At 61.4% G+C, this 19,885-nt stretch carries 20 protein-coding genes; 17 read left to right on the plus strand and 3 right to left on the minus strand.

Annotation, left to right across the window (positions count from 1 at the left end; translation table 11 throughout):
* The first annotated feature begins 197 nt into the window (after window positions 1–197).
* The 17 genes from urtB to ureG all read left to right on the plus strand — a co-directional run bounded on the left by urtB (window position 198) and on the right by ureG (window position 13,867).
* Complete coding sequence (gene urtB / locus FHX10_RS00465) at window positions 198–1,817, plus strand: urea ABC transporter permease subunit UrtB (RefSeq protein WP_029868295.1); 1,620 nt, start codon at window positions 198–200, stop codon at window positions 1,815–1,817.
* Entirely contained in the window at window positions 1,814–2,977 is a 1,164-nt protein-coding gene (gene urtC, locus FHX10_RS00470; RefSeq protein ID WP_025570352.1) for an urea ABC transporter permease subunit UrtC, read from the plus strand. Before urtB ends, urtC begins: the two co-directional genes overlap by 4 nt.
* Before the next feature lie 5 nt (window positions 2,978–2,982).
* Complete coding sequence (gene urtD, locus FHX10_RS00475) at window positions 2,983–3,738, plus strand: urea ABC transporter ATP-binding protein UrtD (RefSeq protein WP_025570354.1); 756 nt, start codon at window positions 2,983–2,985, stop codon at window positions 3,736–3,738.
* A 76-nt stretch (window positions 3,739–3,814) separates the two neighbouring features.
* Window positions 3,815–4,333 carry a hypothetical protein gene (locus tag FHX10_RS00480; protein WP_029868294.1) on the plus strand — a complete coding sequence of 173 codons (519 nt, stop codon included), beginning with the start codon at window positions 3,815–3,817 and terminating at the stop codon, window positions 4,331–4,333.
* An 18-nt stretch (window positions 4,334–4,351) separates the two neighbouring features.
* A complete protein-coding gene (gene urtE / locus FHX10_RS00485) occupies window positions 4,352–5,047 on the plus strand; it encodes an urea ABC transporter ATP-binding subunit UrtE (RefSeq protein WP_025570357.1) in 696 nt (231 codons plus the stop codon).
* A 149-nt stretch (window positions 5,048–5,196) separates the two neighbouring features.
* Window positions 5,197–6,018 (plus strand): urease accessory protein UreD, encoded by an 822-nt coding sequence (locus FHX10_RS00490; protein WP_025570358.1) that lies wholly within the window; start codon window positions 5,197–5,199, stop codon window positions 6,016–6,018.
* Between the two features lie 112 nt (window positions 6,019–6,130).
* On the plus strand, window positions 6,131–6,433 hold the full coding sequence (locus tag FHX10_RS00495) for an urease subunit gamma (RefSeq protein WP_025570360.1): 303 nt from the start codon (window positions 6,131–6,133) through the stop codon (window positions 6,431–6,433).
* A gap of 10 nt (window positions 6,434–6,443) precedes the next feature.
* The gene (locus FHX10_RS00500) at window positions 6,444–6,695 is read left to right on the plus strand and encodes a DUF1272 domain-containing protein (RefSeq protein WP_183844607.1); all 252 of its coding nucleotides are present in this window, start codon (window positions 6,444–6,446) and stop codon (window positions 6,693–6,695) included.
* A gap of 10 nt (window positions 6,696–6,705) precedes the next feature.
* Complete coding sequence (locus FHX10_RS00505; protein WP_025570364.1) at window positions 6,706–7,011, plus strand: urease subunit beta; 306 nt, start codon at window positions 6,706–6,708, stop codon at window positions 7,009–7,011.
* 22 nt (window positions 7,012–7,033) lie between these two features.
* Window positions 7,034–7,441 carry a lysozyme inhibitor LprI family protein gene (locus FHX10_RS00510; protein WP_029868292.1) on the plus strand — a complete coding sequence of 136 codons (408 nt, stop codon included), beginning with the start codon at window positions 7,034–7,036 and terminating at the stop codon, window positions 7,439–7,441.
* Between the two features lie 16 nt (window positions 7,442–7,457).
* On the plus strand, window positions 7,458–8,081 hold the full coding sequence (locus FHX10_RS00515) for a hypothetical protein (RefSeq protein WP_025570367.1): 624 nt from the start codon (window positions 7,458–7,460) through the stop codon (window positions 8,079–8,081).
* 3 nt (window positions 8,082–8,084) lie between these two features.
* Window positions 8,085–9,797, plus strand: coding sequence for an urease subunit alpha (ureC, locus tag FHX10_RS00520; RefSeq protein ID WP_047618681.1), 1,713 nt, complete (start codon window positions 8,085–8,087; stop codon window positions 9,795–9,797).
* A gap of 31 nt (window positions 9,798–9,828) precedes the next feature.
* Window positions 9,829–10,497 carry a TIGR02117 family protein gene (locus FHX10_RS00525; protein ID WP_048338377.1) on the plus strand — a complete coding sequence of 223 codons (669 nt, stop codon included), beginning with the start codon at window positions 9,829–9,831 and terminating at the stop codon, window positions 10,495–10,497.
* 331 nt (window positions 10,498–10,828) lie between these two features.
* Window positions 10,829–11,692 carry a GGDEF domain-containing protein gene (locus FHX10_RS00530; protein WP_025570373.1) on the plus strand — a complete coding sequence of 288 codons (864 nt, stop codon included), beginning with the start codon at window positions 10,829–10,831 and terminating at the stop codon, window positions 11,690–11,692.
* Window positions 11,693–11,776: 84 nt separating this feature from the next.
* Window positions 11,777–12,388 (plus strand): urease accessory protein UreE, encoded by a 612-nt coding sequence (locus FHX10_RS00535; RefSeq protein WP_082008852.1) that lies wholly within the window; start codon window positions 11,777–11,779, stop codon window positions 12,386–12,388.
* Window positions 12,389–12,394: 6 nt separating this feature from the next.
* Window positions 12,395–13,066: an urease accessory protein UreF gene (locus FHX10_RS00540; RefSeq protein ID WP_063474388.1), complete on the plus strand. Its 672-nt coding sequence runs from the start codon at window positions 12,395–12,397 to the stop codon at window positions 13,064–13,066.
* A gap of 189 nt (window positions 13,067–13,255) precedes the next feature.
* A complete protein-coding gene (gene ureG / locus FHX10_RS00545; protein WP_063474389.1) occupies window positions 13,256–13,867 on the plus strand; it encodes an urease accessory protein UreG in 612 nt (203 codons plus the stop codon).
* Window positions 13,868–13,949: 82 nt separating this feature from the next.
* Here ureG and FHX10_RS00550 read toward each other — a convergent pair whose 3' ends face one another.
* From FHX10_RS00550 to FHX10_RS00560, 3 genes are all read right to left on the minus strand, one after another.
* The gene (locus FHX10_RS00550; RefSeq protein WP_047618693.1) at window positions 13,950–17,276 is read right to left on the minus strand and encodes an efflux RND transporter permease subunit; all 3,327 of its coding nucleotides are present in this window, start codon (window positions 17,274–17,276) and stop codon (window positions 13,950–13,952) included.
* Window positions 17,277–17,288: 12 nt separating this feature from the next.
* On the minus strand, window positions 17,289–18,479 hold the full coding sequence (locus FHX10_RS00555) for an efflux RND transporter periplasmic adaptor subunit (RefSeq protein ID WP_063474390.1): 1,191 nt from the start codon (window positions 18,477–18,479) through the stop codon (window positions 17,289–17,291).
* A gap of 399 nt (window positions 18,480–18,878) precedes the next feature.
* Window positions 18,879–19,850, minus strand: coding sequence for an ABC transporter substrate-binding protein (locus tag FHX10_RS00560; protein ID WP_047618698.1), 972 nt, complete (start codon window positions 19,848–19,850; stop codon window positions 18,879–18,881).
* Window positions 19,851–19,885 lie beyond the last annotated feature (35 nt).

Raw genomic sequence — 19,885 nt, forward strand, 5'->3', positions numbered from 1 at the left:
GAGCTGACCTGACACGAGCCTGAAGACTTCCGTCCGGATTGCAAATCCGGGCGGAAGCTCCGTCCCCGGCGGTCGCTGCCGAGAAGGCAACGCTGGAGCAATTCCAACAAAGGTGCACAGCGGTTCTGTGTCCGGAATTGCGTGAGAACACTGAGATAGAGCATTTCACACTATGCTCCGGTTAGGCGGGAAAGCCGATGTATCGCGCCATCAAGATTTTTCTTTTGACCCTTTGCCTGACCCTCTCGGGGCTGACGGCCGGCCTGAAGGCTCAGGACGATATCCATGCCCTCGTCGATGCGCTCGGCACCGGCGGGTTTCCGGAGCGCGAAGCCGCCATCAAGGCGCTCGTCGCCTCGAAGGATGCGCATGTCAGCCAGATATTGCAGCAGTTGAGCGACGGCCTGCTCTATGTCAATTCCGAGGAGGGCGGTCCAGTTCTCGTCCAAGGCGGCACCGAAGACGAGCCGACCTTTTCCGATCCGATCACCGGCGAGGCTGTCGCCGATCTCGATCCCGACATGATGTCCAAAGTCCGGATCAACAATTCCGTTCGTACCCTGATCGGCACCATCATGAGCCAGTTGACGCTGCTGAGCCCCGATCGCGGCGCTCGCCTTGCTGCGGCTCAAGGCCTGCTGAAGGATGCCGATCCCGCCAACCTTGATCTGCTTAATTCCGCGCTGGCGGATGAGAAGGACGCCGAGATCAAGAGCACCATGGAAGCGGCCCGTGCCGTGATGGTGCTGAAGGGCGATGTCAGCGCCGCCGAGAAGAAGGAGGCGATCGATACGGTCGCAGCCCGCGGCGGTCGCGACGCCCTGACCATTCTGACCACGGCGTTGACAACGGCGCCCGAAGATCTGAAGCCCGTCATCCAGGCGCATATCAGCTCGATCAACCGCAGCTTGGTGCTCTGGGATATCGTCCAGAACGTCTGGTACGGTCTGTCGCTCGGCTCGGTGCTGCTGCTAGCGGCAATCGGCCTTGCCATCACTTTCGGGGTCATGGGCGTCATCAACATGGCGCATGGCGAAATGGTGATGATCGGCGCTTACACCACTTATGTCGTGCAGGAATACATCACCTCGACCTTTCCTGAGCTTGCCGATTATTCGCTGGCCTTTGCGGTGCCGGCCGCCTTCATCTTCACCGGCTTCGTCGGCCTGATCATCGAGCGTGTCGTCATCCGCTATCTCTACGGCCGGCCGCTGGAAACCTTGCTTGCCACCTGGGGCGTATCGCTGATCCTGCAGCAGGCGGTGCGCAGCTATTTCGGCCCGACCAACCGCGAGGTTCGCAATCCGAGCTGGATGTCCGGCACCTTCGATTTCGGCGGGCTTGCCATCACTTGGAACCGGCTCTGGATCATCGTCTTTTCGGTCGTGGTATTCCTGACGCTGCTGATGCTGCTGAAGCGTTCCGCCTTCGGCCTGCAGATGCGGGCGGTGACGCAGAACCGGCGCATGGCCTCCTCAATGGGCATCCGGACCGGCTGGGTCGACGCCTTCACCTTCGCGCTCGGCTCCGGCATCGCCGGCATGGCGGGTGTCGCACTCTCGCAGATCGATAACGTCTCGCCGAACCTCGGCCAGAGCTACATCATCGACAGCTTCATGGTCGTCGTCTTCGGCGGTGTCGGCAATCTCTGGGGCACGCTGGTCGGCGCGCTTTCGCTCGGCGTCGTCAACAAGTTCCTCGAGCCTTTCGCCGGCGCCGTGCTCGGCAAGATCCTGGTGCTCGTCCTCATCATTCTCTTCATCCAGAAGCGTCCGCGCGGGCTCTTCGCACTCAAAGGAAGGGCGGTGGAAGCATGATTACGGCCTTCCTTCTCCGGTCTCTCGATCGCAGGATCTCGATTGCCATCGCCCTGTTGCTGGCGGTCGCCATTCTCGTACCGGTGCTCAATCTGGCGACCGGCCCGACCAACCCGCTGCACATCCCGACCTATATCATGGCGCTGTTCGGCAAATATCTGACCTATGCGCTGCTGGCGCTGGCGCTCGATCTCGTCTGGGGCTTCTGCGGCATCCTCTCGCTCGGCCACGGCGCCTTCTTCGCGCTCGGCGGTTATGCGATGGGCATGTATCTGATGCGCCAGATCGGCTCGCGCGGCGTCTACGGCGATCCTGTCCTGCCCGATTTCATGGTGTTCCTGAATTGGAAGGAGCTGCCCTGGTTCTGGTACGGTTTCGACCAGTTCTGGTTTGCGGCGCTGATGGTGCTCGCCGTGCCCGGCCTGCTCGCCTTCGTCTTCGGGTGGTTCGCCTTCCGCTCGCGCGTCAACGGCGTCTATCTTTCGATCATCACCCAGGCGATGACTTATGCGCTGCTGCTGGCCTTCTTCCGCAACGATATGGGCTTCGGCGGCAACAACGGCATGACCGATTTCAAGGACATCCTCGGCTTCAACATCCAGGCGGACGGCACGCGTGCGAGCCTCTTTGCGGCGACCGCGATCTTCCTGGCCCTGTCGCTGATGATCGCCTCGGCGATCGTGCGCTCGAAATTCGGCAAGGTGCTGGTCGGCGTGCGCGATGCCGAAAGCCGCACGCGCTTCCTCGGCTACCGCGTCGAGCATTTCAAGCTCTTCACCTTCGTCGTCTCGGCGATGATGGCAGGCATTGCCGGCGCGCTCTACGTGCCGCAGGTCGGCATCATCAATCCGGGCGAATTCGCTCCTGCCAATTCGATCGAAGTCGTCATCTGGACGGCGGTCGGCGGGCGGGCGACGCTGATCGGGCCCATCATCGGCGCGATCCTCGTCAACGGCGGCAAGACGATCTTCACCGGCCTCTTCCCGGAGATCTGGCTGTTTGCGCTGGGCGGCCTTTTCGTCGCCGTGACGCTGTTCCTGCCGAAGGGCGTCGTCGGCACGATTGCGCAATATCTCGGCAAGCAGAAGCTTGTCTCCAAGGCTGCCCCGCCGGCGGCTGAAGAAGACGACATCGAGCCGAAAATCCAGGCAGCGGAGTGAGCACAGTGATTCCCGACGTCAAACCCACCAGCGTGCTTTATCTCAACGGCGTGTCGGTTTCCTTCGACGGCTTCAAGGCGCTGAATTCGCTGTCGATCGTTATCGAGCCCGGTGAGCTTCGCGCCATCATCGGCCCGAACGGCGCCGGCAAGACGACGATGATGGATATCATCACCGGCAAGACCAGGCCCGATGAGGGCGAGGTGTTCTTCAACGGCACGATCGACCTGACCAAGAAGGATGAAGCCGATATCGCCCAGCTCGGCATCGGCCGGAAATTCCAGAAGCCGACGGTCTTCGAAAGCCATACGGTGTGGGACAATCTGGAGCTTGCGCTGAACCGGCGTCGTGGTGTGTTCCCGACGTTGTTCTACCGGCTTTCGGGCGAGGACAAGGCGCGCATCGAGGAGATCCTGGAAACGGTGCGGCTGACGCACCGCCGTGACGAATTCGCCGCCAACCTCTCGCATGGGCAGAAGCAGTGGCTGGAGATCGGCATGCTGCTGGCGCAGGAGCCGAAACTCCTGCTGGTCGACGAACCGGTGGCCGGCATGACCGATGCGGAAACGGCGGAAACGGCGGTCCTGCTCAAGGATATCGCTAGGACCCGCTCGGTCGTCGTCGTCGAGCACGACATGGGCTTCATCCGCGACCTCGGCGTCAAGGTGACGTGCCTTGCCGAAGGCTCGGTGCTGGCGGAAGGGTCGATCGATTTTGTCAGTTCCGATCCGAAGGTGATCGAGAACTATCTGGGGCGGTGATCAGTGCAACTTGGAGACTTGAACCTGACAAAAGAAGACGCTCTAAAACGGGCGGGTTTTACTGTGGGGTTTCATCATGGCTTTTCTCGGTATTCTGGTTGTGGCGCTCAGCGGCGCGGTCGTCTGGTATTGGCGTTTGAAAATGGCGCGTGAAGCGGGAAACGAGATCATCGATTCGGTCGAGCGGATGCGGGGCGCTTATAAGCGCAAAAAGTTTCGCAAGCAGGCCGAAGTCGCGCCGCTGGCCTCGATCGCCGATCCGGCGATTGCGGCGGTGGCCTTTTTCTTCTGCCTTGCCAAGGAAAAGCCGATCTATGTCGACGCTGCGAAGGATGTCGTTCGCAACCGCATGAAAGGCATCATCCGGCCGGGCGACATGGAAGAGGTGCTGGTTTTCGGCGAGTGGGCGTCCAAGAACGTCACCAGTCCCGAAGATCCGATCCGCCGGTTCCGGCCTCTCTGGATAGAGGCGCTCGACATGCAAGAGCGTCAGCAATTGATCGGTATTGCCGAGGACGTGGCCGCGGTCGGCGGCGAGAGAACGACGGAACAGGAGCACGCCCTGCAGACGCTGAGGCGTGGCCTAATGAACTGATGGGGAATGGGTGAACGGATGCTGACAGTCGAAAACGCAAATCTGCATTATGGCGCCGCCCAGGCGCTGCGCGGCATCTCGATCAAAGCGGAGATGGGAAAGATTACCTGCGTGCTGGGGCGTAACGGCGTGGGGAAGAGTTCTCTTCTGCGCGCCGTTACCGGCCAGCATCCGCTGTCGGCGGGTACCATCACCTTCAATGACACCAGACTCAACGGTCTGCCGCCCTTTGCCCGCGCCAAGCAGGGCGTCGGCTATGTGCCGCAGGGCCGCGAAATCTTCCCGCTGCTTACCGTCAAGGAAAATCTCGAAACCGGCTTCGCTCCGCTTGGTCGCCGCGACCGCAACATCCCCGACGACATCTTCAGCCTCTTCCCGGTGCTGAAGTCGATGTTGTCGCGTCGCGGCGGCGATCTTTCCGGCGGGCAGCAGCAGCAGTTGGCGATCGGGCGCGCCATGGTGACGCGGCCGAAGATCCTCGTGCTCGACGAGCCGACCGAAGGCATCCAGCCCTCGATCATCAAGGATATCGGCCGGGCGATCCGCTATTTGCGTGACTCCACAGGCATGGCGATCCTGCTCGTCGAACAATATCTGGATTTCTGCCGGGAGCTCGCCGATTACGTCTACATCATGGATCGCGGCGAGATCGTGCATGAAGGGCTTGCCGAAACGCTGGATACACCGGAGGCCCGCCGTCATCTGACCGTCTGACCGGCAGATGCCGCATTTTGCAGCAGTGGACCCAGCAATTCGCAGATCTGCCGCATCTGCTGCGGGCATCCTGGACGGCATGGGAATTGCTTGCTTTCTGCTATCTGCGCGCTTGAATGAAAATCAAAGGCGCGACCGAAAGGGACGATATGACGATTGCGGCGGCAGGCACGAGACCGCAAAGAGCGGAGGGGCGCGGGCATCTGGCGGCAAAGCTGTTCGATGGCCGTACGCGCATCCGTGAGCTCTATCAGGAGGGAGCGGCGAAGATCCGCCTGCCTGATACCTTCAATGCCTCCATGGAAGCCGTCATCATCAACACCGCTGGCGGGCTCACCGGCGGCGACCGGATGGATTGGAGCGTCGATGCCGGCGCCGGTACGCGCATCGACGTCACCACCCAGGCCTGCGAGAAGATTTACAAGGCATCGGCCGGCACCGCCGAGGTGACGACCAGCATCAAGGTTGGAGCCCAGGCTCGCGTCGACTGGCTGCCGCAGGAAACGATCCTCTTCGATAGAGCCGCACTTTTCCGCCGGCTGGATGTCGATCTTGACGAGAGTGCCGAATTTCTGGCCGTCGAAGCCGTCCTGCTCGGCCGCAAGGCGATGGGGGAGGCGGTGGAGACCGGGCTGTTCCGCGACCGCTGGCGCATCCGCCGCTCGGGCCAACTGATCCATGCCGAGGAACTCAGGCTTTCCGAAGGCGTGGCGGCGCTGGCCGCGCGGCAGGCCGTGCTCGGCGGGCAGGTGGCCTTTGCGACGCTGCTTTATGCCGGACCGCTTTCCGAAGCCTATCTCGCCAAGGTCCGGCCGCTCGTCGAAGGATCGATGGGCGGTGCAAGCGCCTGGGATGGCAAGCTTGTCGTCCGCCTTGCGGCGGCCGACGGATTCTCACTCAGAAAAATCCTGATCCCGGTCATTTCCGCCTTGCGCAATGGCGCGCCTGTGCCGAAAGTCTGGAATCTATGAACCTGGAGCATGATGCCGAAAAGTGTGAGCGGTTTTCGGACGACATCAGGCTCTAACTCTTTAATGCAGAACAGGATCATCCTGTTCTAGGTATGAAGCAGATGGGCAAGCAATGAACCTCACTCCGAGAGAAAAAGACAAGCTGCTGATATCAATGGCGGCGATGGTGGCGCGGCGGCGGCTGGAGCGCGGCGTCAAGCTGAACTATCCCGAAGCGATCGCGCTGATCAGCGATTTCGTCGTCGAAGGCGCCCGCGACGGCCGCCCGGTTGCCGAGCTGATGGAAGCCGGCGCCCATGTGATCGGCCGCGGCCAGGTGATGGAGGGCGTTGCCGAGATGATCCACGACGTGCAGGTGGAGGCGACGTTCCCGGATGGAACCAAGCTCGTCACCGTGCACGAGCCGATCCGGTGAGGAGATAGGAATGCTGGAGCTCAGGCCCAATTGCGAATGCTGCGATAAGGATTTGCCGGCGGACAGCACCGAGGCACGGATCTGCACCTATGAATGCACCTTCTGCGCCGATTGCGTCGAGGGTGTGCTGAAAGGTGTCTGCCCGAACTGCGGCGGCAATCTCGTCGCGAGGCCTATTCGGCCGGTTGATATGCTTGCCAAAAATCCGGCGTCGACGAAGCCCGTGCTGAAGGCCGAGGGCTGTGCGCCCAAGGCGGCTTAAGGAGGACGAGATGATTCCAGGTGAAATCATTGCCGCAAGCGGCGACATCGAACTGAATGCCGGCGCGCAGACGGTGACGCTGGAGGTTTCCAATACGGGCGACCGGCCAGTGCAGGTCGGCAGCCACTATCATTTCGCCGAGACCAATGCCGGGCTTTCCTTCGATCGCGCTGTTGCACATGGCAAGCGGCTCGATATCCCGGCGGGAACGGCGGTGCGCTTCGAGCCGGGGCAGACGCGCTCGGTGACGCTGATCCCGCTTTCCGGCAAGCGCGAGGTTTACGGCTTCCGCCAGCTGGTGATGGGCAAGCTCTAAGAGCGATGGTCGGGAGGAACGCATGCGTTTGAATATCTGCCTGGTCGGAGCGGCGATGCTGCTCATGGCTGGTAGCGCCTCCGCCGAGGAGATCGATTGCAACAGTCCCAAGACGCAATCGGACATGACGGCCTGCGAGGCGGCGCGCCATGAGGCTGCCGACAAGGCTCTGAATGCGCAATACAAGAAGACCCGCGCCGCCCTGGCGGCGATCGACAAGGACCTGGATGGCGACATGAAGGGCGCGGAGCAGGCGCTGGTCAAAGCGCAGCGCGCCTGGATCGATTATCGCGACGCCGAATGTGACGCCTTCGGCTTTCAGGCCCGCGGCGGCACGATGGAGCCGATGCTGGTCGCCGGATGTCTCGCCAACATCACGGACAAACGCACGAAAGAGCTAAAAGAGCTCGAAGACACGATGAGCAACTGAGGTGATCAGGAAGATCATGATCGTCGGCAATGGTGAGGTCGGAGAAGGGATGGCAGGCATCATCGATGCCGCCGATTTCGTCGTCCGCTTCAACGAATGTCGCTCCTATGGCGACGGCGGCAGCCGCACCGATGCCGTCGCGGTCTGCAATACCGGCCGGCCGGCGAAAGCGATGCTCGGTTCGCGTGAGTGGCGCGCCCATCCCGGCGTCGTTTCGGCGCGCGAGATCTGGAGCGTGCGCGATCCGGAAAAATTCGCCGCGCTGCGCGCGCCGCTTGCCGTCTCGCATCCGGAACTCGACGATTTCTGCGACGACTATACCGATGAGTTCAGTGCCTTCTGTGCCGATGCCGGCAAGAGGCACGTCGTCATCGGCAAGTCGATCCACGAGGCCGTCGACGTGTCGCTTTCGGCTTTTGATCCGCAGCCATATGTCGTGCCGAGCAGCGGCATGATCGTGATCGGCGAGGTGCTGGAGACATATGCCGATGCCGAGGTGACGCTCGCCGGCTTCGGCCATGCCGGCTGGGAATGGCACCCTTTTGCGGCCGAAAGGCAGCTTGTCGATAGTTATATTGCCGCCGGCCGCCTCACCCGGCTCGGCGGAAAAAACCTTATCTCTTCTTCCCACGGAGCCTGATGGATGCCCTACAAGATCTCGCGCGCCGCCTATGCCGGCATGTTCGGACCGACCACCGGAGACAAGGTGCGCCTTGCCGATACGGAGCTTTTCATCGAGATCGAGAAGGATTTCACCACCTATGGCGAGGAGGTGAAGTTCGGCGGCGGCAAGGTGATCCGTGACGGCATGGGCCAGAGCCAGGTGACGCGGGCGGATGGCGCGGTCGATACGGTCATCACCAATGCGGTGATCGTTGATCATTCCGGCATCTACAAGGCCGATATCGGGCTGAAGGACGGGCGCATCGTCGCGATCGGCAAGGCGGGCAATCCTGACATGCAGCCTGGCGTCAATATCATCGTCGGCCCGGGCACGGAGGCGATCGCCGCCGAAGGCAAGATTATCACCGCCGGCGGCATGGACAGCCATATCCACTTCATCGCGCCGCAGCAGATCGAAGAAGCGCTGATGAGCGGCATGACCTGCATGCTCGGCGGCGGCACGGGGCCGGCGCATGGCACGCTTGCCACCACCTGCACGCCCGGTCCCTGGCATCTGGCGCGGATGATCGAAGCGGCCGACGCCTTCCCGATGAACCTCGCTTTCGCCGGCAAGGGCAATGCCTCGCTGCCGGGGGCGCTCACCGAAATGGTGCTAGCCGGCGCCACCTCGCTGAAGCTGCACGAGGATTGGGGCACGACGCCAGGCGCCATCGACTGCTGCCTGTCGGTTGCCGACGAATATGACGTGCAGGTGATGATCCACACCGACACGCTGAACGAAAGCGGCTTCGTCGAGGATACGATCGGCGCGATCAAGGGCCGCACCATCCATGCCTTCCACACGGAAGGGGCGGGCGGCGGGCACGCGCCCGACATTATCAAGATCTGCGGCCAGCCGAACGTCATTCCCTCGTCCACCAATCCGACGCGGCCGTATACGGTCAACACCATCGCCGAGCATCTCGACATGCTGATGGTCTGCCACCACCTGTCGCCATCGATCCCCGAGGATATCGCCTTTGCCGAAAGCCGGATCCGCAAGGAGACGATCGCGGCGGAAGATATCCTGCATGATATCGGCGCCTTCTCGATCATCTCGTCCGACAGCCAGGCCATGGGCCGCGTCGGCGAAGTGGCGATCCGCACCTGGCAGACGGCCGACAAGATGAAGCGTCAGCGCGGCCGGCTGAAGGAAGAAAAGGGTGACAACGACAATTTCCGCGTTCGCCGTTATATCGCCAAATATACGATCAATCCGGCGATCGCCCATGGTCTCAGCCATGAGATCGGCTCGGTCGAGATCGGCAAACGCGCCGACCTCGTGCTCTGGAACCCGGCCTTTTTCGGGGTGAAGCCCGACATGGTGCTGCTCGGCGGCTCGATCGCGGCCGCGCCGATGGGCGATCCGAACGCCTCGATCCCGACGCCGCAGCCGGTCCACTACCGGCCGATGTTTGCTTCCTACGGCAGGAGCCTCACCAATTCCTCCGTCACCTTCGTCAGCCAGGCCTCGCTCGACGCCGGCCTGAAGGGCCGGCTCGGCGTCGCCAAGCAACTGGTTGCGGTGAAGAATACGCGCGGCGGCATCTCCAAGGCATCGATGATCCACAACGACCTGACACCCGAGATCGAGGTCGATCCGGAGACCTACGAAGTGAGGGCGAACGGCGAATTGCTGACATGCGAGCCGGCGACGGTGCTGCCAATGGCGCAACGCTACTTCCTGTTTTAGGTCCACGTCCGATGTGCGACGGACGGCCCTGATGAGAACAGGCATCCGCTGGCTGTTGCGGATCGTCTTCCTGCTTGTGCTTCTGGCGGCCTGCGGAATCTTCATTCCCAGGCCGCTGATTGCGCCGGGCAAGGCGTCGGCGGCGGTGACGCATCGGGTTCTCCTGCTGTCGGGTCCGATCCATACCGATATTGCCATTCCGCTCGACGCGGAAACGCGGGCGGCTTTCTCCTTCCTCGGCGATACCGGTTTTCCGCTTGGCCATCCGAATGCCGAATGGCTCATTATCGGCTGGGGCGGCCGTGCCTTCTATCTGGAAACGCCGACATGGGCGGAGCTGAAGCCGGTGCCGGTGCTGCGCGCGCTGACGATCGACCGTTCGGCGCTGCATGTGGACCTTGCCGGTCATATCACCGAGCCCCAGCCCACCGTTACGGCATTCGATGTCAGTGACGATCAATTGGCGCGGCTGCGCGATTTTATTTCGGAGAGCTTCGTCCGCGACGCAGGCACGGTGGTGCCGATCCCGGATGCAGGATACGGCGAGATCGACCGGTTCTTCGAGGCCAAGGGATACTTCAACGCCCTCTTCGGCTGCAACACCTGGACTGCCGCTGCCCTGCGCTCGGCCGGGCTTCGAACCGGCTTATGGAACCCGCTTCCACAAGCATTGCGATTATCTGTTTCTGTCTACAATTGAAGCAACCGCCGAGCTCGCCCACTCCTAAAGTGAATTGTGAATCGCACTCTCCATTTGGTTGTAAAAATCGCTGGGAAAACCGATGTTTTCCCCAGCTAAACCATTCTGGAACAGCGGCACTGACCAGCGTAGAAAATCGCTTTTATGTCAATTAGTTAAGTGTCTCTCTGAGCTGTTCGATTCAGGGATTGGAAAGCTGCATCCCCTGCTAGAAAAATTCTGTCCACCGAATCGTCTGAAACCGTTCGAATTTTAACGAGTCGATTAAGACACCCGCAGCAATTGGGCTCTTATCAATGCCTTGAAACGCCGGGCAGGAAGGTCGATTCTCATGAGAAACTGGATGTCGCTGCAGGCCGATTTTGGCAATTTTCAACATCGCAGAAACGTCTATGTCTTCGCGCTGAAGATGAGCTTTCTTGCCGTTGTCCTCTCCGGCGTCATCATGGTGCTGACGATACCGCCGCTTGGCTTTTTCGGCCTGTTGCCGGTGACACTCTCGCATGCGATCAGCTTCGGCGCCATTTTTTCCTGGCTCGTCGGCGGGACGGTTTCCGGCATGCTGTCGCTGGCTGCCGGTTTTGCCCTGCATGAGCTGACGCTGTCGCGGGCGGAGTTCGAAAAGCTCAGCCGCACGGACACGCTCTCCGGCCTGCTGAACCGGCGCGCCTTTACGGAGGCACTGGAAAAAACCGAGGGCAACGCTTCGCTTGTGATTTTCGATGTCGACCGCTTCAAGGCGATCAACGATCGCTTCGGCCATGCTTGCGGCGATGCCGTCATTACCGCAGTATCAGGCATGCTCACATCTACCTTCGATGAAATTTCCATTGTCGCACGGCTGGGTGGGGAGGAGTTCGGCGTCATCGTCTCCGGCGAGCCGCTGGAGGCACGGATGGAGCGCATCGAAGGTGTCCGAGCCCGGATCGCAAGCGGCGCCATCAAGGCGGACGGGCACGACATCCGCATTACCGTTTCCGGCGGTGTGGCCGATCTCGTCGCCGAGCGCAACAAGCAGCAGGTCTATGCTTCTGCCGACCGGGCGCTCTATCTGGCCAAGGCGCTTGGGCGCAATCGCGTCGTGCACGAGCGGGAGGGTTTGCATCATGCCTGGCACGGGCTTGCGGAGAACGGCGTCGATGTCGAAGGCAGGGGGCTGGAGAGCGACAACGTGATGCAGGCTTACGGAATATAAAGATGGATCCGAGTGAAAAACCATTGGTGCTTGCATCGGGAAGAGCTATTTTGCATGGTCGTCCTCTCAGAAAACGGACATACCATGCAGCGCGTTACTTCCTATCTTCCTGCCGGAACCCCTTCCTCCCATCCGACCGCCCAGGTCAAGCTGCCGCATGACTTGCGCCATTTGCGCCGCAAGCTGCTGCATCTGGAAAATGGCGAGATGGTCATGCTCGATCTCAAGGATGCGGTGCTTTTCGCCAATGGCGATCTGTTGGTACGTGACGACGGCGAGTTGATCGAGATCCTCGCTGCCGACGAGAAGCTCTTCGAGGTTCGCGGACGCGACCGCACGCATCTCGTGGAACTCGCCTGGCATCTCGGCAACCGGCATCTTGCTGCGCAGATCGAGGAAGACCGCATCGTCATCCTGCGCGATCATGTCATCCGCACCATGCTGCAGGGACTCGGCGCCGTCGTTCTCGAAATCGACGAGCCGTTCCAGCCGGCGCGCGGCGCCTACCATTCTCACGGCGGGCATTCGCATGGGCATGATCACGATCTTGCTCATAATCACGGCCATGACCATGATCACGAACATGGCTACGAGCATGAGCATGAGCACCGCCACGATCGCGGTCATGATCATGACCATAGTCATGACCATGGACGGGATCATGACCATGGACATCACGACCACAAGCACGACTGAGCCTTGATGACGAGTGATCGCGAGCTCCAGGCATTGCTGCGCCTGACGGCATGGCTCTCGCCGGCCTTTCCGATCGGCAGCTTTGCCTATTCGGGAGGGCTGGAGCGGGCAGTGTCCGACGGGCTGGTTACAGATTCGAGCTCGCTTGCGGCCTGGATCGGCACGCTGATCGGCCATGGGTCGGTCTGGAACGATGCCGTGCTTCTGGCCGAAAGTCACAGGTACCAGGCAGAGCCCCTGCGCCTTGCCGAGATTGCCGCACTCGCCGAAGCGCTTGCCGGGTCGCGCGAGCGCCATCAGGAAACGATGTTGCTCGGCGAGGCTTTTCTTGCGGCGGCGCGGGCCTGGCCGGACGAGGTGTTCGAGCGATTGCCTGACAAGGTCGCTTATCCCATTGCGGTCGGGGCGGTGACGGGCGCCCACGACATAAAGCCCGAGAAGGCGCTTGCCATCTTCCTGCATGCCTATGCATCGCAGGCGATATCGGCAGGCATCCGTCTCGGCGTTGCCGGACAGAGGAATGGCGTTGCCATCCTTGCCGGTCTTGAAGAATGTATCGCGGAGGTCGCCCGACGGGCGGCAGCCTCGACGCTCGACGATCTGGGCTCGGCGACCGTGCAGGCCGATATTGCCAGCCTGCGCCACGAGATGCAGACGACGCGGCTGTTCCGCTCGTGACGGTGCGAAATTATCGCTGTGGCTAGAGCAATTCCAGCAAAAGTGCGCAGCGGTTTTGCGCCCGGAATTGCGTGAAAACAACGAGATAGAGCGCTTCCGTGATTCGAAGAAAAACAAGCGCTCTAAGTCATTTGACGGTGGCGCGGGCGGGCGGCTTCGCTATCATCAGCTTGGATTGGAGTAAGGCACATGAAATCAAGAAACGGACCTTTGCGTGTCGGCATCGGCGGGCCGGTCGGTTCGGGCAAGACGGCGCTGACCGAAAAGCTCTGCAAAGCGATGCGCGACGATTATTCCGTCGCCGTCGTCACCAACGACATCTATACGACCGAGGATGCCGAAGCGCTGGTGCGCATGCAGGCACTGCCTTCCGACCGCATCGTCGGCGTCGAGACCGGCGGCTGCCCACATACCGCTATTCGCGAGGATGCGACGATTAATTTGCAGGCGATCGCCGGCCTCAACCAGCGGATCCCCGATCTCGACGTCGTCTTCATCGAATCCGGCGGCGACAATCTGGCGGCGACCTTTTCGCCCGATCTTGCCGATATCACCATCTATGTCATCTCCGTCTGCCAGGGCGAGGAAATCCCGCGCAAGGGCGGGCCTGGCATCACCCGCTCGGACCTGCTTGTCATCAACAAGAAGGACCTGGCGCCCTATGTCGGCGCCGATCTCGAGGTGATGGACCGGGATGCGACGCGGATGCGTGCGAGCCGCCCCTTCGTCTTCTCCGACATGAAGCGCGGCGACGGCATCAGCTCGATCGTCAGCTTCCTCAGGGAGCAGGGCGGGCTCTGACGGTCAGAACGGCGAAAAAGGAATGGCAAAATGAACGGGCCGGGAGTTGACTCCCGGCCCGTTCATTTTGTGGGTTTTTTGACTATTCCGCCGCGAAGGGCGGCAGGCGGAGCACGTTGGTGTCGTTGCTGTTGGCGGTCTTGCGCTTGCTTTCCGGCTTTTCGATCGCGGTCAGGCGCTCCTCCAGCGAGTCGATCTCGCTGCGGTTCTCGCGGGTGACGCGGGTGAGATCCTCGCGCGACAGCGGCAGGTCCTCATTGTCCTTCCGGCCGACCAGGCGGCCGAAAGCCCAGCCGAGCAGGCGGGACAGATCGTCCATGATCAGGAAGAAGGAGGGCACGACGACGAGCGAGAGCACCGTCGAGACGATGATGCCGCCGATCACCGCGATCGCCATCGGCGCCCGGAAGGAGCCGCCTTCGCCGACACCGAGCGCGGAAGGCAGCATGCCTGCCGACATGGCGATCGAGGTCATGATGATCGGCCGGGCGCGCTTGCGGCCGGCTTCGACCATGGCTTCGACCCGGGCTATGCCCTGGTGGCGCATCTCGATGGCGAAATCCACGAGCAGGATGGCGTTCTTGGTGACGACACCCATCAGCATCAGGATACCGATCATGACGGGCATGGACAGCGGATTGCTGGTGAGGATCAGGCCGGCTGCGACGCCGCCAATGGCGAGCGGCAGTGAGAACAGGATGGTGAAGGGCTGGATCACGTCCTTGAAGAGCAGGATCAGCACCGTCAGCACCAGCAGGAGGCCCATCAACATGGCGTTGACGAAGCTCTGCTGCATCTCGGACTGGACTTTGGTGTCGCCGCTTTCGGCAAGGTGCACCGTGGCCGGAATATTGGCCTCCTTGACGATTTCACGGAACCGGGCCGAAGCCGTGTCGAGCGCCACGCCCTGCGGCAGGTCGGAACCGATCGAGACGACGCGGTAACGGTTGTTGCGCTTGATCGAGCTTACGCCCTCCGAATAGTCGATATTGGCGACGCTCGCGAGCGGAACGGTGCCGCCGCTGGCGGTCTGGATCTTCAGTGCCCGCAGCGCCGCAAGGTCGCGACGCATGTCGAGTGCCGCCTGGACACGGATCGGGATCTGGCGATCGTCGAGCGAGATCTTGGCAAGGGCCGCATCGACATCGCCGATGGTGGCGACGCGGATGGTCTCGGAGATCTGCTGCGGCGTGATGCCGAGGCGGGCGGCCTCGTCCTTGCGCGGGTAAACCTGCAGTTCCGGGCGGGGCAGGGCGCCGTCGGCGCTGACATTGGCCAGCAGCGGATCAGCGCGAAGCTTGGATTCCAGAATGCCGACGGCGTCGTTCAGGTCCTTCTCGTTCTTGGAGAGGAAGTTGAAGGAGAGGTCGCGTTCGCCGCGGTCGTTGAGCTTGAGGATATGAACGTCGGGAATGTCGCGCAACTTGGCGAAGACTTCCTTTTCGATATCCCATTGCGGACGTTCGCGGCCGTGGACTTCCACCTTCGGCAGCATCGGCCCGATGACCGGGATATGGCCGAGCCCGTCATTGACCATCTTCTTGATCAGCGATTGGTCGAGCTTGTGAAGCGCCAGCGTGATGGTGGCGCGGCGCAGTTCGAGATCCCCCTTCGGCGATGCGCCGCCGAGGACGAAGACGCTTTCGACGCCGTTGATGTCCTTGACCCGATCGTAGATCGCATCCGTCGTCTTCTCGGTATCGTCAAGCCGTGCATTGGGCGGCAGTTCGACGGAGAGAACGATGCGCGAGGCATCTTCCGGCGGCAAAAAGCTGCCGGGAACCTGCATCAGCAGCAAAACGGAGCCGACCAGGAAAGCGAAGGCGACAATCAGCGTCGCGTAACGCGTATACCAGCGCCCGGTCGTGCCGCGTATGAGACGGGTGTATCCACGCATCAGCAGGCCGTCATTGTCGTGATGGTCTTCCATGCCGTCTTCGGCGCGCATGAGATAGGCAGCCATCATCGGGGTGATGAGGCGCGCGACCATCAGCGAGAAGAAGACGGAGAAGGCGACCGTCAGGCCGAACTGGATGAAGTACTGGCCCGGAATGCCCGGCATGAAGGAAACCGGCACGAAGACGGCAATGATCGTGAAGGTGGTGGCGATGACGGCAAGGCCGATTTCATCAGCCGCCTCGATCGCCGCCCGATAGGGCGTCTTGCCCATCTTGATGTGGCGGGCGATGTTTTCGATTTCGACGATCGCATCGTCGACGAGAATACCGGTCGCGAGCGTCAAAGCAAGGAAGCTGACGAGGTTCAGCGAGAAGCCCATCATGTCCATGATCCAGAAGGTCGGGATCGCAGACAGCGGAAGGGCGATTGCCGAAATCAGCGTCGCGCGCCAGTTCCTGAGGAACAGGAAGACGACGATGACGGCGAGCAGCGCGCCTTCGAGCAGCGTATGGATGGCGGCTTCGTAATTGCCATAGGTGAAATACACCGAATCGTCGATCAGTTCGATCTTCACGTTCGGGTTTTCGGTCCGCACCTTGTCGAGGCTTTGCGCTACGGTTTCGGCGACGCTGACTTCGCTGGCGCCCTTCGAGCGGAAGACGCCGAAGGTGACAACCGGCGTGGCGTTGAAGCGCGAGAAGGATTTCGGCTCTTCATAGGTGTCCTTGATGACACCGAGATCGGACAGTTTGACGAAGCGGCCGTTCGGCAGTGCGATCGTCGTGTCGGCGAGTTCGGCGACGTTGCGGGCATCGCCCAGAACACGGATCGCCTGTTCGCTGCCGGCCACCTGGCCGCGGCCGGAGCCGAGGTCGATGTTGGTGCCACGCAGCTGCTGGTTCACGCTTGCAGCGGTGATGCCATAGGCATCGAGCTTGCCGGGGGTGAGTTCAATGCGCACTTCGCGCTCGGCGCCGCCATAGCGATCGACGCGGCCGATACCGGCCTGGCCCTGCAGCGCACGCTTGACGGTATCGTCGACGAACCAGGAGAGTTCTTCCAGCGACATATCGGGCGAGGAAACGGCGAAGGTCTGGATCGCCTGGCCCTCGACATCGACCTTGGTGACGATCGGCGCTTCGGCAGTCGCCGGCAGGTCGCTGCGGATTCGGTCGATCGCGTCCTTGACGTCCTGTACGGCCTGTTCCGTCGGCACTTCCATCCGGAACATCACATTGGTCTGCGAGCTGCCGTCGGTCACCGTCGACTGGATTTCGTCGATGCCGGTGATCGAGGCGATCGCGTCTTCGATCTCCTTCGTCACCTGCATTTCGAGTTCAGCCGGTGAGGCGCCGCTCTGGGTCACGCTGATCGAAACGAGCGGCACATCGATGTTCGGGAAGCGCGTGATCGGCAGCGAATTGAAGGACTGCATGCCGATGAACACCAGCAGGCAGAAGGCCAGAAGCGGCGCGATGGGATTTCGAATGGACCAGGCTGAAAAATTCATCGGATGGTCTCTTTAGTTGGAAGCCGGGGGCTGTTCACGCACCGGAGTGATGTGGTCGCCGTCACGGACATAAGCGCCCGCCTTGGCCACGACCTCGTCGCCGGTCTTCAATCCATCGACGATCTCGACATAGGCACCGTCCTGGATGCCGGTCTCGATCTTGGCGAATTTCACCACGCCATCCTCGACCTTGCGGGCGGAGGAGCCTTCATTGCCGGTCAGCACGGCGGTCAGGGGAAGCGATACGCCCTCGGTCTCGCGGACGATGATCTCGGCGCTGCCATACATGCCGGAACGCGCCTTGCTGTCATCGTCGATGGAGATATGGACGAGGCCGAGGCGGGTGACCGGATCGACGGTCGGCGACACCAGGCGGATGGCGCCGGAAAGCTTCTCGCGGCTGCCGGAAAGCGAAATTGCCGCCTTCTGGCCGGCCACGACCCTGACGATATCGCTTTCGGCGACCTCGGCGACAAGCTCGACATCACCGTCGCGGATGATGGTGAACAATGGGTCGCCGTTGCCGGCAGCTATCGCACCGACCTTGGCGTTTTTCGCCGAGACCGTGCCGGCGACCGGCGTCTTCACGTCGGTGCGTGCCAGCTTCAGATCGGCATCGGCGATCTGGCTGTCGAAGACCTTGAGATCGGCTTCGGCGACCTCGATCGCCTGTTCGGCGGAGACAACGCGGGCATTGGCGGCGGCGGCAGTCGCATCGGCCTGTTCGACCTGGGCGGTGGAAACCGTGCCCTTCTTGACCATTTCCTGGGCGCGGGCCTGCTGCTGCCTTGCCTGTTCGGCATTGGCCTGTGCCTCGATGAGCTGGGCGCGCAGCTGGGCGAGACTTGCCTGACCCTTGGCTTTCGTCGCCATCATCTGGCTCTTTTCCAGCACCAGCGCGTCGTCATTGAGCGTCGCCAGCGTGCTTTCCGCCTGAACCTTGTCGCCGACATCGGCTTTCAGCGTGCGGATCGACAGACCTTCGACCTGCGGCTGGATATAGACTTCCTCGACGGGCTTGATCGTTCCCGTGCCGATGACACGGTCGACGAGAGTGCGATTGACAGCCTTGGTGACGACGATTGCCGGCAGGTTCTGCTGCGGTTTTGCGACCGGCGTTTCCTGCGAAAATGCGGTTGATGCAGCCAGAGCTGCTGCGAAAAGGGTGGAGGCGCCTAGAATTCCAATCGGCTTACGTGCCATGCGTCTTCGTCCAATCTTATGATAAGGTTGGCCGAACTCGCGCGTCTGCCACTCAGCGCGCGATCAGGCCACTGCCCTTCCTGCATTCTCAGAGGTATCCGCCGATCCTTTGCCGTCTTCATCCCTCGCCGGCAAATTCGGCTTGTAGGTGGTATCGATTTGCTCGATCTACAAGTCCGGCAGAAAACAATTCCCCATGAGGCGATAATAATTACCATTCCGACGTCAATCAATCACCGCAAGGTTATGTCAACATTACGAAGATTGATCGCGCTTCTACCCCATGACGTTTGACGCCCGATAAATGCGACAGTTGCAAGGTGTTTTTTCCGGTCTTGCGCCGAAAAAACAAAACGCGCGGAAATCTTCCGCGCGTTTCGCTTCGCAATATTGCCGAAACTACTTGGCAGCGGCGTCGGTAATGTCGTGCGTCCAGGCGCCCGCAGGCTCCTTGCTGATGATCTTCTGGTCGAGCAACGCCTTTGCCGTGCGGGCATAGAGCGCTTCATCCAGCTTGCCGGAGCCGTCGCCGACCAGCTTGGCGACTTCGCCCATCATGCGCTTCTGGTGGTTTTCGTCCTGACCGCCATTGTCCATGACGATCTCGGCGGCTTCATCGGGATTCTCGGTCGCATATTTCCAGCCCTTCAACGAAGCGCGGACGAACTTGACCATCTTTTCCTTGAAGGCCGGGTCCTTCAGCTTGTCTTCCATCGCATAGAGGCCGTCTTCGAGAAGGTCGTTGCCCATCTCGGTATAGTTGAAGACCGTCAGTTCTTCCGGCTTGAAGCCGGCATCGATCGCCTGCCAGTATTCGTTATAGGTCATGACGGAAATGCAGTCGGCCTGCTTCTGGACGAGCGGCTGTACGTCGAAGCTCTGCTTCAGCACGGTGACGCCGTTCGGGCCGCCTTCCGTGGACAGGCCGAGCTTGTTCATCCAGGCAAAGAAGGGATATTCGTTGCCGAAGAACCAGACGCCGAGCGTGTGGCCCTTGAAGTCGGCTTCGGTCTTGACCGGGCCGTCCTTGCGGCAGACCATTTCCAGGCCGGACTTCTGGTAGGGCTGGGCGATGTTGACGAGCGGAACGCCCTTTTCGCGGGCAACCAGGGCGCCGCCCATCCAGTCGACGATGACATCGGCGCCGCCGCCGGCGATCACCTGCTCGGGGGCGATATCGGGGCCGCCCGGCTTGATGTCGACGTCGAGGCCTTCTTCCTTGTAAAAGCCCTTGTCCTTGGCGACGTAATAACCGCCGAACTGGCTCTGCGTGACCCATTTCAACTGCAGCACCACCTTGTCGGCGGCCATCGCATGGGCTGCTGCAAGCGACATCGCGCTTGCCATCATTGCAACCATCAACTTTCTCATTTTCTTATCCTTACCCTCTGAAGTTATGCCCGGAC

The organism is Rhizobium sp. BK591, from assembly GCF_014195045.1.
GTDB classification, from domain to species: Bacteria; Pseudomonadota; Alphaproteobacteria; order Rhizobiales; family Rhizobiaceae; genus Rhizobium; species Rhizobium anhuiense.